This is a genomic window from Pseudomonas sp. NPDC090203, from assembly GCF_044746765.1.
Taxonomy (GTDB): Bacteria; Pseudomonadota; Gammaproteobacteria; order Pseudomonadales; family Pseudomonadaceae; genus Aquipseudomonas; species Aquipseudomonas putida_AD.
Genome location: NZ_JBIVCV010000019.1, coordinates 62,983 through 77,202, shown reverse-complemented (window position 1 = coordinate 77,202; position 14,220 = coordinate 62,983). Strand labels below are relative to the sequence as shown.

Sequence of the window (14,220 nt, the reverse complement as noted above, 5' to 3'; positions counted from 1 at the left end):
CCGGCCCGAAAACCATGGCTAAGATCCGTTCAGAACAGGCGATACAGCGTCCTGAAGACGAGGAGACCGATACGTAGCTCACTCATTACCTGGATTCATTCGACGCAGCGTTTTAGTCGTTTGAACGCGGTGTGGCATTTTGCTTTGATAGGCCGAATGCCTGCCTTTTTCACTGCCAGCTCCACCACACATAGAAGAACCAAAGGAGAAGCCCTAGATGAATAATTGCGCGTTCAAGACCAAGACAAGCCGCTGGCTTGCCGGCATGGCCCTGGCGACAGTGTCGATGTTTTCCCAGGCGGCCGAGCCTGTGAAGATTGGCTGGGTCAACTGGTCGGACACCGAAATCGCAGTGAAACTGGCCTCGGCCGCTCTGCAGGATCATCTGCAGCAGCCCGTCAAACTGGTGCAAGCCGACATCGGTATCCAGTTTCAGGCACTGGCCAACGGCAGCATCGACCTGATTCCGATGGTCTGGCTGCCCTACACCCACAAGCCGTTCTACGACAAATACAAGGATCGTCTGGAAGATCTGGGCGTGTTGTATGAAGGCCGCATCGGCATGGCGGTGCCGGACATCGTGCCGGAAAGCGAAGTCGCCAGTATCGAGGACCTGAACAAGCCCGGCATCCGCGAGAAGTTCAGCGGACAGATCCTCACTTCCGAGGTGGGCAACGGCCAGTACAAGGTCACCCTCAAGGCGATCGACGACTACAAGCTCAATGGCTACAAGATGGTCGCCTCAAGCGAAGCGGGCATGCTCAGCGAACTGGACCGCAACCTCAAACGCGGCAAGTGGTCGCTGGTCAACGCCTGGAGCCCGCACTGGATGTTCTCCAAATATCCGCTGCGTTACCTGGCTGACCCTAAAGGCGCACTGGGCGGCACCGAGCAGATCCACGCCATCGCCCGCAAAGGCTTCTCCGCCGAACACGCCGACGTCGCTCACTTCTTCGCCAACTTCAAGATTCCAAAGGAAGATCTGGAAAAGCTGATGCTGGCCGCGCGTGAAAGCAGCGCAGACAAGGTCGTGGCCGATTACTACGCCGCCAACAAGGCGCGTTACCAGGCGATGTTTGCCAGCGCGCAATAACGATTATCTGCGGTAACGAAGAAGCCCCGACATCTCGCGATATCGGGGCTTTTTTGCAGCGCCGGAATCTTGTTTCTCGCCTTATCAATACCTTTGGGGACTTGGCCAACAGCCTGTCAGGCAATATCTGCGTCATCTTCAGGTCTGCGGTGAGAAGATCATGCACCAACCGCCCAGTTACATTTGCGTCAGCCGACGACCCACCAGAGCCTTGTAAAATCAGATGATTACAATGCGCTCGAGGACTGAGCTTGGCGAAATTTCACGTTGACGCTATCCAGCATTGGGAGTCGTTTGAACATGCTGGAACGTCGTATGATCTTGGTCACTTGGACTGTCACGAAGTCCTGCTACGCAAAGAAGCGGGGAAGGATCCGATCCGCTTCGTCGTCACTTACGGGCTGCATTGCTTCACCAAAGATGACACGGAACAGAACATTCCACTGAAATACGCTGATGGGCGTGAGAGCCGCCTGGTTTGCATTGAGCGCTATGAAACCTCCCGACAACTGCGCAGCGCGCTCGAAAAATTGGCCGGCGCGACTGTCTACCTGACCCAGGGCGAAAGCTTTTTCACCATGGATGTCATGAATAACGCGAGCGGTGAGGTAGAACCATTCAAGATCTGCATGGCTGTTTTTCGAGAAAACCGGGTTTTGCGGATCCATGTCACCAGCGCATTTTTTGCGAGGTCAGGTGAAGGTTCGCCTGGGGTACCGATCAGAAGAAAAGGTTTCAGCATCTTCAAGATCGCAGTCGACGCTCTTAAGAAACCGAACGGCCAATTCCCCAAAGAGGTTCGGAATCGCTATCCCAAGAGGAAATGACTGGCCCAGAAACGGCGAATCCCTCTCAAGGAGGGATTCTCAGCCGTTGATGCATGCATCAACGGGGCAGGTCGTTCTCACGTCGCGCTCGGCGAACTGGTGTCCCAGTAACGGGGTGCGATCCGAAGATCCCTGTAACCACCCTTTGGTTTACGCATATGCGCAAAAATATCTTCCACTATCAGTGGAATGGGATCAAGGTTTTTTTATGTTCATCTCTCAAAGCTGCCGATCCCATTGGTCGTAACAGCATCTTTATGCTGACTTTCTGTCACCCGATATCAGAGGCTCTAAAACGCAAAACCCCCGTATCGCTTGGCGATAACGGGGGAGATCTTTCACGCACCGTGGAATCCCACGAAGTACGTCAGACGTTGAAACGGAAGTGCAGCACGTCACCGTCCTTGACGATGTAGTCCTTGCCTTCCAGGCGCCATTTGCCTGCTTCCTTGGCACCGGCTTCGCCCTTGTACTGGATGAAGTCGTTGTAGGCGACGCATTCGGCGCGGATGAAGCCTTTTTCGAAGTCGGTGTGGATCACGCCAGCGGCCTGTGGCGCGGTGGCGCCGACGCGGACGGTCCAGGCGCGGACTTCTTCGACGCCTGCGGTGAAGTAGGTCTGCAGGTGCAGCATCTCGTAACCGGCACGGATCACGCGGTTCAGGCCTGGCTCTTCGAGGCCCAGGGCTTCGAGGAACATGTCTTTCTCTTCACCGTCTTCGAGTTCGGCGATTTCTGCTTCGATCTTGTTGCAGACCGGCACCAGCATTGCGCCTTCTTCTTCGGCGATGGCGCGGACCACGTCCAGGTGCGGGTTGTTCTCGAAGCCGTCTTCGGCGACGTTGGCGATGTACATGACCGGCTTGGTGGTCAGCAGGTGGAAGCCCTTGATGACGGCTTTCTCATCGACACCCATGTTCTTCATCAGGCTGCGCGCAGGCTTGCCTTCGGTGAAGTGGGCGATGAGTTTTTCCAGCAGGCCTTTCTGGACCACTGCGTCCTTGTCGCCGCCCTTGGCGTTACGGGCAACTTTCTGCAGCTGTTTTTCGCAGCTGTCGAGGTCGGCGAAGATCAGTTCCAGATCGATGATCTCGATGTCGCGTTTCGGGTCGACGCTGTTGGAGACGTGAATCACGTTCTCGTCTTCGAAGCAGCGAACCACGTGGGCGATGGCATCGGTTTCGCGGATGTTGGCCAGGAACTTGTTGCCCAGGCCTTCACCTTTGGACGCACCGGCTACCAGGCCTGCGATGTCGACGAACTCCATCGTGGTCGGCAGGATGCGCTTGGGGTTGACGATGTCCGCCAGCGCCTGAAGGCGGGAGTCGGGCATGGCCACGATGCCGCTGTTCGGCTCGATGGTGCAGAAGGGAAAGTTCTCTGCCGCGATACCGGATTTGGTCAGGGCGTTGAACAGGGTGGACTTGCCGACGTTGGGCAGGCCGACGATGCCGCAGTTGAATCCCATGATGTTTCCCCTCGAGTGATGTCAGGCCTTCTGGCTGTGCAGGACGCGCATCGCCTTGGCGAAGTCGCCGGCGAATACATCCGGCAGCACGCCGAGGGCAAAGTCGATGCTGGCATCGAGTTTTTCCTGTTCGGCGCGTGGCGCACGACCCAGGACGAAATTAGAAACCATGCTGGCGACGCCCGGGTGGCCGATGCCAAGCCGCAGGCGGTGGAAATTGTTCTGATTACCCAGTTGCGCAATGATGTCGCGCAACCCGTTGTGCCCGCCATGGCCGCCGCCCAGCTTGAGCTTGGCAACGCCCGGAGGCAGGTCGAGTTCGTCGTGTGCCACCAGGATTTCTTCAGGCTTGATGCGGAAGAAACCGGCAAGTGCCGCCACGGCCTGGCCGCTGCGGTTCATGTAGGTGGTGGGAATCAGCAGACGAACGTCCTGGCCCTGATGGCTGAATTTAGCCACAAGACCGAAATACTTGCGATCAACGGTCAGATTGACACGCTGTGCGCTGGCAATGCGTTCAACGAAAAGAGCCCCTGCGTTATGCCGGGTCTGTTCGTATTCGGGGCCGGGGTTTCCCAGGCCGACGATCAGTTTGATGGCGGTCACGTCAGGGGCTCTTCCTTGGGTTGCGAGTGACGATAGCGAATACCGTCACCCGGTCAACCGGCGTGCGAGTAAAGATTACTCGGCAGCGCCTTCTTCAGCTTCTTCAGGAGCAACGCGTGGAGCGTGAACGTTGGCAACTGCCTTGTCGTCACCGTGCGCCAGGGCCACGAATTCAACGCCTTTCGGAGCTTTGAGGTCCGACAGGTGGATGATGGTGCCGATTTCAGCGTTGGCCAGGTCGACTTCGATGAACTCAGGCAGGTCTTTGGCTTCGCAGGAAACTTCGATGTCGTTTTCTACGTGCGAGATTTCGCCGCCTTTCTTGACCGGGGCTTCTTCGTTGATGAAGTGAACCGGAACCTTGGCAGTCAGTTTCTGGCCAGCGACAACACGGATGAAGTCAGCGTGCATGATGAACTGCTTGGCTGGGTGGCGCTGCATGGCCTTGACGATGACGTTTTGCTTTTTGCCGTCAACGTTCAGTTCGATAACGTGGCTGTAGGCCGCTTCGTTTTCGAACAGTTTGGCGATTTCCTTGGCCACGATGGTCAGGGATTCAGCGGCTTTGTCACCACCGTAAACTACGGCAGGGATGCTGGCGGCGTGACGCAGGCGGCGGCTCGCACCTTTCCCCAGGTCAGTACGCGCTTGGGCGTTCAGAGTGAAATCAGTCATTTTGTATCTCCAAAATAGCCATTACCGGTTGGCGTTTGCGACCAGCGCCAGACTCGGTATGGGCAAAAAAGCCCCGCCCCGACAATGAGTGTCGGGGCGGGGCGCTTTTCGTCAACGGATGATTCGAAAGGGCAGGGCCCTTAGCGGAACATCGCGCTGATCGATTCTTCGTTGCTGATGCGACGCATCGCTTCAGCGACTACCGGTGCGATATCCAGCTGGCGGATACGGTCACAGGCTTGTGCTGCAGCGGACAACGGGATGGTGTTGGTCACCACCAGTTCGTCCAGCACGGAATTTTCGATGTTCTCGATCGCGCGACCCGACAGAACAGGGTGGGTGCAGTAGGCAAAAACCTTGGCTGCGCCGTGTTCTTTCAGGGCCTTGGCCGCGTGGCACAGGGTGCCGGCGGTGTCGACCATGTCGTCGACGAGAATACAGGTACGGCCTTCGACGTCACCGATGATGTGCATCACTTCGGAGTGATTGGCCTTCTCACGGCGCTTGTCGATGATCCCGAGATCCACGCCCAGGGATTTGGCAACAGCACGTGCACGCACGACGCCGCCGATATCCGGGGACACGATCATCAGGTTTTCGAAGCGTTGGTCTTCGATGTCATCCACCAGAACCGGGGAGCCGTAGATGTTATCTACCGGAATATCGAAGAAGCCTTGAATCTGGTCAGCGTGCAGGTCAACGGTCAGCACACGGTCGATACCGACGACGGTGAGCATGTCCGCAACCACTTTAGCGCTGATAGCCACGCGAGCGGAACGCGGACGGCGATCCTGGCGGGCATAACCAAAGTAAGGAATAACAGCAGTGATACGAGTAGCCGAGGAACGACGGAAGGCATCAGCCATCACGACGAGTTCCATCAGGTTATCGTTGGTCGGAGCGCAGGTCGGCTGAATAATGAAGACGTCTTTACCGCGAACGTTTTCATTGATCTCAGCGGTAATCTCGCCGTCGGAGAATTTTCCGACAGAGATGTCACCGAGAGGGATATGCAGCTGACGTACGACACGCCGAGCCAGATCGGGGTTGGCGTTCCCCGTAAAGACCATCATCTTGGACACGCGCAGTACCTGGAGGCTTAGGGTATGCCTGGATGACTATAGGAAAATGGCAGGGGCGGCTGGATTCGAACCAACGCATGGCAGGATCAAAACCTGCTGCCTTACCGCTTGGCGACGCCCCTGTATCTGTTGCAACGAATGCCTGGCATTCGGTTCTCTTAGAGCAGTGTCTGTAACTTGCGATGCAACATCGAAACGTTGCTTCCCTTTGCTACAAACCCTGTAAGGGTCTCTGTAAGAAGGGCCGAGACTTTATCAGCTTCAGCTTTGTTTGGGAAGGCCCCAAACACACAACTTCCAGTTCCGGTTAATTTTGCTTCGGTAAATTTACCTAACAAATTCAAAGCGTTACGTACATCTGGATAACGCCTTGCTACAACCGGTAAGCAGTCATTTCGACTGTTTCCCTTGGGAACGGGGCGCACTTTAATGGGAGGAGTGTCACGTGTCAACAGTGGATCTGAAAAAATTTCTGCTGTACTTACAGATACTTGCGGCACGAGCACGACATACCACGGTTCTTCGGGGGTTACAGGGGTAAGGATTTCGCCCACGCCCTCAGCAAATGCGGCGTGTCCGCGCACGAAAACCGGCACGTCAGCCCCCAGCTTGAGCCCCAGCGCCGCCAGGCGATTTTCATCCCAGCCCAGTTGCCAGAGATGATTGAGCCCCAGCAAAGTCGTCGCTGCATCGGAGCTTCCGCCACCGATGCCCCCGCCCATGGGCAGGATTTTTTTAAGCCAGATGTCCACGCCAAGCGTGCAACCCGATTGTTCTTTCAAGGCGCGAGCCGCTTTGACAATCAGATTGCTGTCGTGAGGGACGTCGGCAATTTCCGTTTGCAGGCGCACTTCACCATCTTCGCGCAGGGCGAAACTCAACTCGTCGCCGTAGTCCAGAAACTGGAAAATCGTTTCGAGCTGGTGATAGCCGTCTTCGCGGCGGCCAAGAATGTGCAGCATCAGGTTCAGTTTGGCCGGCGCGGGGAGGGTCAGGCGGGGTGCGTCTTGAACAGGCAGCGACATGATCATTGCCCCAGCTTGCGTGGTTGCCAGTCCTTGATGACCAGCGTGACGTCCAGGTCCTGGCCGTGCAGTTTCATCCGCTCGGGCAGCCAGTAACCGTTTTGCTCGGTGTAGCTCAGGTACTCGATCTGCCAGCCATCCTGCTCAAGACCCGACAGGCGGCTGTCGCCGTCCAGGGTCAGGCTGCTCTTGGTTTCGGGGGCGGGCAGGCCGCGCACCCACCACACCAGATGCGAAACCGGTAGTCTCCAGCCCAGTTGATCCTTGAGCAGGGTTTCGGGATCGGGCGCGTCATAGCGGCCCTGGTTGGCGACTTCCAGCGAGACGGCGCCAGGGCGCCCGGTCAGGCGTGCTGCACCGCGGCCCAGGGGGCCGGAGAGGCGAATGTCGTAATAATCCTGGCGTTGCAGCCAGTACAGCGTACCGCTGCCGGAATCCTTCGGCGCGCGAATGCCGACCTTGCCGTTGATCTCCCAGCCATCGAGGCGGGTGAGCTGTTCTTTGTTGACCCGCCATTTGGCGGCGTCGCCCGTGCCTTGTACAGCTTCGCGCGGGGTGACCCCTGCGCAACCGGCGAGCAGGGCGATGAGGGTGAAAGCGATCAGGTGGCGCAAAGACATAAATCAGAGGGTCTCGGAGCCGGTCAGGCGCTTGAGCGTGCTGCGCAGGACCGGGCTGTCAGGTTGTTGTTCCAGGGCCTTGCCCCATATTTTGCGTGCCTCGCGCTGTTCGCCCTTGGCCCAGAGCACTTCGCCCAGGTGCGCCGCGACTTCGTGGTCGGGGAAGCGCTCCAGGGCTTCGCGCAGCAGGCGCTCGGCCTCGTCGAGGTTGCCCAGGCGATAATTGACCCAGCCCAGGCTGTCGAGGACCGCAGGGTCTTCGGGATTGAGCTGGTGGGCGCGTTCGATCAGTTCCTTGGCTTCGGCATAGCGCGTGGTGCGGTCGGACAGGGTGTAGCCCAGCGCATTGAGCGCCATGGCGTTGTCCGGCTCGCGCTTGAGAATCGCCCGCAGGTCGGTCTCCATCTGCTTCAGGTCGTCGCGCTTCTCCGCCAGCATCGCGCGGGTGTACAGCAGGTTCAGATCGTCCGGATACAGCTTCAACGCCTGGGTCAGCACTTGCCAGCCACGGTCGCTCTGATTGTTGTTGGTCAGGGTTTCAGCTTCGATCAGGTACAGTTGAATCGTGTAATCGGGCTGATCGGCACGGGCCTGGGCCAGGCGCTTGGAGGCCTCGGCGGTGTTGCCGTTGCTCATCAGGATGTCAGCCTGACGCAATTGCGCCGGCAGGTAATCGTTGCCCGGCCCGACCTGGGCGTACTCGCTCAAGGCGTTTTGCGGGTCGTTGCGCTCTTCGTAGATGCGGCCAAGGTTCACATGAGCCGAATCGACGTGGCTGCCACGGGCGACCAGGTCTTCGAGATAGCCCTGGGCTTCATCCCAGGCCTTGTTCTCCAGGCACACCAGCGCCAGCGAATAACGCAGTTCGTCGTCATCGGGGTATTGCTGAACAAGATTGGAAAACTGCACCTTGGCGTCTTCCATGCGGTTCTGTTCCACCAGCATGCGCGCGTAAGTCAGGCGCAGACGCTTGTCGTCCGGGTACTTCTTGATGCTCTTTTCCAGCAGCGGAATCGCTTCCTTGCCGCGGTTCATGCTTTGCAGCAGGCGTGCGCGCAACAGGATCGGCGCGACTTCGCCTTCGCCCGGCGGGTTGTCTTCGAGCAGCTTGAGGGACGCATTGCTGTCGCCCTCCTGCTGGAGCAGCAGCGCCTTGCCGAAGATCAACTGGCCGTTTTTCGGGTACTTGGCCAGCAGCCGGTCAAAGCTGGCCAGAAGGCCCTTGCGGGTGTTGGAGTCGGTTTCCGCAGCCGACAGGGCGAGGAAGTCGAAATGGGTATCGCCCTGACCCTGCAGCACCTTTTCCATGTAGCGCATGGCGTCGTCGTAGCGACCGGCCCGGGCCAGCTGGATAGCGGCCGCGCGCTGGGCTTCCAGGTTGGTCGGATCGTTGCGCGCCCAGATCATCGAGGTGTCCAGGGCGGCCTGATCGGCGCCCAGGTACTCGGCAATGCGGAAGGCTCGCTCGGAAATGCCCGGATCCTGGGTCTGGATGGCCTGGGTCACGTAGTTGTCCAGCGCAATGTCGAAGCGGTTGCGCTGCCCGGCAAGCTCGGCAGTCAGCAGGCTGACGACGGTGTCCTGGGTGAACGATCCGTAGACCTGCGGCTTGGCCTCGGGCGCGGGCGTCGTTTCCTTCGCCGCAGCCGGCGGCTGCGAGGATGCGGGAGGCGTCGACTGACAGCCACCGAGAACGACTAGGGCAAGGAACAACGCGGACGATTTATTCATATAGAAGAGGGGCGGCTTACCTGCGGTTTGGAAGCATCATGACATAAGGCAGGGAGCAAACCCACAGCCCGGCTAAAAACTTAAAGACCCGTTATTTAAAGCCTGCGCCCGGACAATTTGTCGCAGGGGCAGGGCTGCGAAGCGGATCTCTATAGGGACAATAGACTGTCCTGGACGTTCTGAATGTATTGCGGTGGTTGTTCTCGGTCTAGTGAAGTAGGACAATTGCCGGCTTCTCGTCACCGTCAGCGACCTTGAATGGCCTTTCTTGCTCTGGGTATCAATCATAAGACTGCATCAGTGGATGTCCGCGAGCGCGTGGCATTTACGCCTGAGCAGCTGGTTGAGGCATTGCAGCAGCTGTGTCGCCTGACCCAGAGTCGTGAAGCGGCGATTCTTTCGACCTGCAACCGCAGCGAGCTCTATATAGAGCAGGATCAGCTCACCGCCGAGGTGGTGCTCAGCTGGCTGGCCGACTATCACCACTTGAACCTCGAAGAGTTGCGCGCCAGTGCCTATGTGCACGAGGACGACGCTGCCGTGCGCCACATGATGCGCGTGGCTTCGGGGCTCGATTCGCTGGTGCTGGGCGAGCCGCAGATTCTCGGCCAGATGAAATCCGCCTACGCCGTGGCGCGTGAAGCAGGAACCATCGGCCCTTTGCTCGGGCGGTTGTTCCAGGCCACCTTCAGCGCTGCCAAGCAGGTGCGCACCGACACGGCCATCGGTGAAAACCCGGTTTCCGTGGCTTTTGCCGCCGTCAGCCTGGCCAAGCAGATCTTCAGCGACCTTCAGCGCAGCCAGGCATTACTGATCGGCGCCGGCGAAACCATCACGCTGGTCGCCCGGCACCTGCGCGATCTGGGGGTCAAGCGTATCGTGGTCGCCAACCGCACGCTGGAACGCGCAAGCATCCTGGCCGAAGAGTTCGGTGCCCACGCGGTGTTGCTGGCCGACATCCCGGCCGAACTGGTCAACAGTGATATCGTTATCAGTTCCACCGCCAGCCAGTTGCCGATCCTGGGCAAGGGCGCGGTGGAAAGCGCGCTGAAACTGCGCAAGCACAAACCGATCTTCATGGTCGACATCGCCGTCCCTCGCGACATCGAGCCGGAAGTCGGCGAGCTGGACGACGTTTACCTGTATACCGTCGACGATCTGCACGAAGTCGTCGCGGAAAACCTCAAGAGTCGCCAGGGTGCAGCCCAGGCGGCCGAGGAACTGGTGAGCCTTGGCGTCGATGATTTCATGTCGCGCCTGCGCGAGCTGGCGGCGGTCGATGTACTCAGGGCCTATCGTCAGCAGAGCGAACGCCTGCGCGACGAAGAACTGCAAAAGGCCCAGCGCCTGCTCGCCAATGGCGCCAACGCTGAAGATGTACTGGCGTCGCTGGCCCGTGGCCTGACCAACAAAATGATGCATGCCCCCAGCGTGCAACTCAAAAAGCTGTCCGCCGAAGGCCGCGTCGATGCGCTGGCCATGGCCCAGGAACTCTTTGCCCTCGATGAGGGCTCCACGGATAAACCCCCGCAATGAAAGCTTCACTGCTCAACAAGCTGGACGTGCTCAGCGACCGTTTCGAAGAATTGACCGCGTTGCTGGGCGACGCCGAAGTCATTTCCGATCAGACTCAATTTCGCGCCTATTCCCGTGAATATGCGGAAGTCGAGCCGGTGATCCAGGTCTATCGCCAACTGCAGAAGGTGTACAGTGATCTTGAGGGTGCCCAGGCGCTGCTCAAGGACAGCGACCCTGACCTGCGCGAAATGGCGGTCGAGGAAGTACGCGAAGCCCGCGACCGCCAGGAAGTCCTGGAAGCCGATCTGCAAAAGATGCTGCTGCCCAAGGATCCCAACGACAGTCGCAACGTGTTTCTGGAAATTCGTGCCGGCACCGGTGGTGACGAGGCGGCGATTTTCTCCGGCGACCTGTTCCGCATGTACTCGCGCTATTCGGAGCGTCGTGGCTGGCGGGTGGAAATCCTATCGCAGAACGAAGGCGAGCATGGCGGCTTCAAGGAAGTCATCGCGCGGGTCGAGGGCGACAACGTCTACGGCAAGCTTAAGTTCGAATCCGGGGCGCATCGCGTGCAGCGGGTTCCCGAAACCGAATCCCAGGGCCGCATCCATACCTCGGCCTGCACGGTGGCGGTATTGCCCGAGCCCGATGAGCAACAGGACATCGAGATCAACCCGGCGGATTTGCGGGTCGACACCTACCGCTCTTCGGGTGCGGGCGGGCAGCACGTGAACACCACCGACTCAGCCATCCGTATCACTCACTTGCCAACCGGTATCGTGGTCGAGTGTCAGGAAGAGCGTTCCCAGCACAAGAACCGCGCCCGGGCGATGGCCTGGCTCGCGGCCAAGCTCAAGGATCAGCAGACTTCCGCAGCGGCCAACGCCATCGCGTCCGAGCGCAAGCTGCTGGTGGGTTCGGGCGACCGTTCCGAGCGCATCCGCACGTACAATTTCCCACAGGGGCGAGTGACAGATCATCGCGTCAACCTGACGCTGTACTCGCTGGATGAAGTTCTGGCCGGTGGAGTCGATGCAGTGATAGAACCGTTGCTTGCCGAGTATCAGGCAGACCAACTTGCGGCACTGGGTGAGTAAATGACCATCATCGCCAGCCTGTTAAGAAACGCCGAACTGCCGGACTCCCCGACAGCCCGCCTGGACGCCGAACTGCTGCTCGCCGCTGCCCTGGGCAAGCCGCGCAGCTTTCTGCACACCTGGCCCGAGCGCATCGTCAGCTCCGAAGCCGCCCAGGCCTTCGATGGCTATCTGAAACGCCGTCGTACTGGCGAGCCGGTGGCCTATATCCTGGGCCTGCAGGGCTTCTGGAACATCGATCTGGAAGTCGCGCCCCACACGCTGATTCCGCGGCCGGAAACCGAAATGCTGGTGGAGACCGCGCTTGAGCTGCTGCCCGGCGCCATCGCTCATCGCCTGCTGGACCTTGGCACCGGCACCGGGGCCATCGCGCTGTCACTGGCCAAGGATCGCCCGCAGTGGACCCTGACCGCCGTGGACCGTGTGGAAGACGCCGTCGAGCTTGCCGAGCGCAATCGCCAGCGCCTGCACCTGGACAATGCCCGGGTGCTGCAAAGCCACTGGTTCAGCGCCGTTGAGGGTCAGCGTTTCGACCTGATCCTGAGCAATCCCCCTTATATCGCCGCAAGCGACCCGCACCTGGTCGAAGGTGACGTGCGCTTCGAGCCCAGCAGTGCGCTGGTGTCGGGCGACGACGGGCTGGACGACCTGCGGCTGATCGTCTCCCAGGCGCCTGCGCATCTGGAAGCCGGTGGCTGGTTGCTGCTGGAGCACGGCTACGATCAGGGCCCGGCGGTGCGCGAACTGCTCAATCGTCATGGCTTCGAACAGATCCAGACCCGCCGCGATCTGGGGGACCACGAACGCATCACTTTCGGACGCGTGCCACTTTGAACACTGCCGACCTGACCGACGAAGAGCTGCTGCGCTACAGCCGACAGATCCTGCTGTCGCAGGTCGATATCGAAGGCCAGTTGCGCATCAGGCACAGCCGCGCACTGATCGTCGGCGTCGGCGGGTTGGGCTCGCCGGTGGCGTTGTACCTGGCGGCGGCCGGTGTGGGCGAGCTGCATCTGGCGGACTTCGACACGGTCGACCTGACCAACCTGCAACGCCAGATCATCCACGACACCCAGAGCGTCGGCCAGAGCAAGGTCGATTCGGCCATCGCCCGTTTGAGCGCGATCAACCCGCAGATCAGACTGGTTGCCCATCGCACCGCGCTGGATGTCGATTCCCTGGCCGCTGCGGTGGCGGGTGTGGACCTGGTGCTCGATTGCTCCGACAATTTCTCGACCCGCGAGGCGGTCAACGCTGCTTGCGTGGCCGCCAGACGTCCGCTGGTCAGTGGCGCGGCGATCCGTCTGGAAGGGCAATTGTCGGTGTTCGACCCGCGTCGGCCTGAAAGCCCGTGCTATCACTGTCTTTACGGGCATGGGAGCGAAAGCGAACTGACCTGCAGCGAAGCTGGCGTGATCGGCCCTCTGGTGGGCCTGGTTGGCAGCCTGCAAGCGCTGGAGGCCCTGAAACTGCTGGCCGGTTTTGGTGAGCCGCTGGTCGGGCGGCTGCTGTTGATCGATGCCCTGGGCAGCCGCTTCCGCGAGCTGAAGGTCAAGCGTGATCCGGGTTGCAGCGTCTGCGGCGCGGCCCATGAATAGAGCGCGCAAGGATGGCTAGAGACAACGATGCGCCCATCGGCGTGTTCGATTCAGGTGTCGGCGGCCTGTCGGTCCTGAGCGAAATCAATCAGCTGTTGCCCCGCGAGTCGCTGCTCTATGTGGCTGATTGCGGGCACATCCCCTATGGCGAGAAATCCCCCGAGTTCATTCGTGAGCGCTGTGTGATCGTCGCCGAATTCTTTCGCGCTCAAGGCGCCAAGGCCCTGGTGCTGGCGTGCAATACCGCGACGGTTGCAGCGGCTGCCGACCTGCGCGAGCGCTACCCGGACTGGCCAATCGTCTGCATGGAACCTGCGGTAAAGCCTGCGGCGGCCGCCACCCGCAGCGGTGTGGTCGGCGTGCTCGCCACCACGGGCACCCTGCAAAGCGCAAAGTTCGCCGCCTTGCTCGACCGTTTTGCCGCCGATGTTCAGGTGGTCACCCAGCCATGCCCCGGGCTGGTCGAGCTGATCGAAACCGGTGATCTGGCGAGTCCTGCCCTTCGACAGTTGCTCAAGGGCTATGTCGACCCATTGCTGGAAGCCGGCTGCGACACCATTGTGCTGGGTTGCACCCACTATCCCTTCCTCAAGCCGCTGCTGCGGGAGATGATTCCGGCGTCGATTTCGCTGATCGATACCGGCGCCGCCGTCGCCCGTCAATTGCAGCGTCTGCTCAGCCAGCAAGACTTGCTCGCCAGCGGTCACCCTCTGACCGCGCAGTTCTGGACCAGTGGTGATCCGGAAAATTTCAGAAACATCCTACCTGTACTATGGAAATATTCTGACAGTGTGCGAAGCTTCGGCCTGTGAAAAAAACGTGAATAGCGCTGTTTTCTACTGAACTAACGCTCGCTGACGGATTTCTACACGAAGTCTGT

The 14,220-nt window shown here is 59.7% G+C and carries 14 protein-coding genes and 1 tRNA gene; 7 read left to right on the top strand and 8 right to left on the bottom strand.

The genetic code is table 11. The annotated features are described in order from the left end of the window. Nucleotides 1-217 precede the first annotated feature (217 nt). Together ACIPO9_RS25695 and ACIPO9_RS25690 are read left to right on the top strand one after the other, a co-directional pair. A complete protein-coding gene (locus tag ACIPO9_RS25695) occupies nucleotides 218-1,093 on the top strand; it encodes a glycine betaine ABC transporter substrate-binding protein (protein ID WP_274132735.1) in 876 nt (291 codons plus the stop codon). 251 nt (nucleotides 1,094-1,344) lie between these two features. Further along, entirely contained in the window at nucleotides 1,345-1,920 is a 576-nt protein-coding gene (locus tag ACIPO9_RS25690; protein WP_274132733.1) for a hypothetical protein, read from the top strand. A gap of 367 nt (nucleotides 1,921-2,287) precedes the next feature. Here ACIPO9_RS25690 and ychF read toward each other — a convergent pair whose 3' ends face one another. The 8 genes from ychF to ACIPO9_RS25650 form a co-directional block, all read right to left on the bottom strand. Further along, complete coding sequence (gene ychF, locus ACIPO9_RS25685) at nucleotides 2,288-3,388, bottom strand: redox-regulated ATPase YchF (RefSeq protein WP_274132731.1); 1,101 nt, start codon at nucleotides 3,386-3,388, stop codon at nucleotides 2,288-2,290. A 21-nt stretch (nucleotides 3,389-3,409) separates the two neighbouring features. Continuing rightward, complete coding sequence (gene pth, locus ACIPO9_RS25680; RefSeq protein ID WP_274132729.1) at nucleotides 3,410-3,994, bottom strand: aminoacyl-tRNA hydrolase; 585 nt, start codon at nucleotides 3,992-3,994, stop codon at nucleotides 3,410-3,412. 75 nt (nucleotides 3,995-4,069) lie between these two features. After that, entirely contained in the window at nucleotides 4,070-4,669 is a 600-nt protein-coding gene (locus ACIPO9_RS25675; protein ID WP_274132728.1) for a 50S ribosomal protein L25/general stress protein Ctc, read from the bottom strand. 140 nt (nucleotides 4,670-4,809) lie between these two features. Next, nucleotides 4,810-5,751 carry a ribose-phosphate pyrophosphokinase gene (locus tag ACIPO9_RS25670; protein WP_037018241.1) on the bottom strand — a complete coding sequence of 314 codons (942 nt, stop codon included), beginning with the start codon at nucleotides 5,749-5,751 and terminating at the stop codon, nucleotides 4,810-4,812. 47 nt (nucleotides 5,752-5,798) lie between these two features. After that, nucleotides 5,799-5,873: transfer RNA gene (locus ACIPO9_RS25665), tRNA-Gln, on the bottom strand. A 36-nt stretch (nucleotides 5,874-5,909) separates the two neighbouring features. Next, nucleotides 5,910-6,776, bottom strand: a complete 867-nt coding sequence (ispE, locus tag ACIPO9_RS25660; protein WP_274132726.1) for a 4-(cytidine 5'-diphospho)-2-C-methyl-D-erythritol kinase — start codon at nucleotides 6,774-6,776, stop codon at nucleotides 5,910-5,912. Between the two features lie 2 nt (nucleotides 6,777-6,778). Beyond that, nucleotides 6,779-7,396 carry a lipoprotein insertase outer membrane protein LolB gene (gene lolB, locus ACIPO9_RS25655; RefSeq protein ID WP_274132724.1) on the bottom strand — a complete coding sequence of 206 codons (618 nt, stop codon included), beginning with the start codon at nucleotides 7,394-7,396 and terminating at the stop codon, nucleotides 6,779-6,781. A 3-nt stretch (nucleotides 7,397-7,399) separates the two neighbouring features. Beyond that, complete coding sequence (locus ACIPO9_RS25650) at nucleotides 7,400-9,127, bottom strand: tetratricopeptide repeat protein (RefSeq protein WP_274132722.1); 1,728 nt, start codon at nucleotides 9,125-9,127, stop codon at nucleotides 7,400-7,402. A 258-nt stretch (nucleotides 9,128-9,385) separates the two neighbouring features. Between ACIPO9_RS25650 and hemA the strand changes: the two genes are divergently transcribed. Genes hemA through murI form a run of 5 tightly spaced genes read left to right on the top strand, consistent with a single transcriptional unit; the run spans nucleotide 9,386 to nucleotide 14,152 of the window. Further along, nucleotides 9,386-10,663, top strand: a complete 1,278-nt coding sequence (hemA, locus tag ACIPO9_RS25645) for a glutamyl-tRNA reductase (RefSeq protein ID WP_274132721.1) — start codon at nucleotides 9,386-9,388, stop codon at nucleotides 10,661-10,663. Next, nucleotides 10,660-11,742, top strand: coding sequence for a peptide chain release factor 1 (gene prfA / locus ACIPO9_RS25640; RefSeq protein WP_274132719.1), 1,083 nt, complete (start codon nucleotides 10,660-10,662; stop codon nucleotides 11,740-11,742). The genes hemA and prfA overlap by 4 nt, the downstream gene beginning before the upstream one ends. Beyond that, nucleotides 11,743-12,576 (top strand): peptide chain release factor N(5)-glutamine methyltransferase, encoded by an 834-nt coding sequence (gene prmC / locus ACIPO9_RS25635; RefSeq protein ID WP_274132718.1) that lies wholly within the window; start codon nucleotides 11,743-11,745, stop codon nucleotides 12,574-12,576. Between the two features lie 11 nt (nucleotides 12,577-12,587). Next, nucleotides 12,588-13,340, top strand: a complete 753-nt coding sequence (locus ACIPO9_RS25630) for a molybdopterin-synthase adenylyltransferase MoeB (protein WP_400605217.1) — start codon at nucleotides 12,588-12,590, stop codon at nucleotides 13,338-13,340. A gap of 11 nt (nucleotides 13,341-13,351) precedes the next feature. Then, nucleotides 13,352-14,152, top strand: a complete 801-nt coding sequence (murI, locus tag ACIPO9_RS25625) for a glutamate racemase (protein ID WP_400784176.1) — start codon at nucleotides 13,352-13,354, stop codon at nucleotides 14,150-14,152. Nucleotides 14,153-14,220 lie beyond the last annotated feature (68 nt).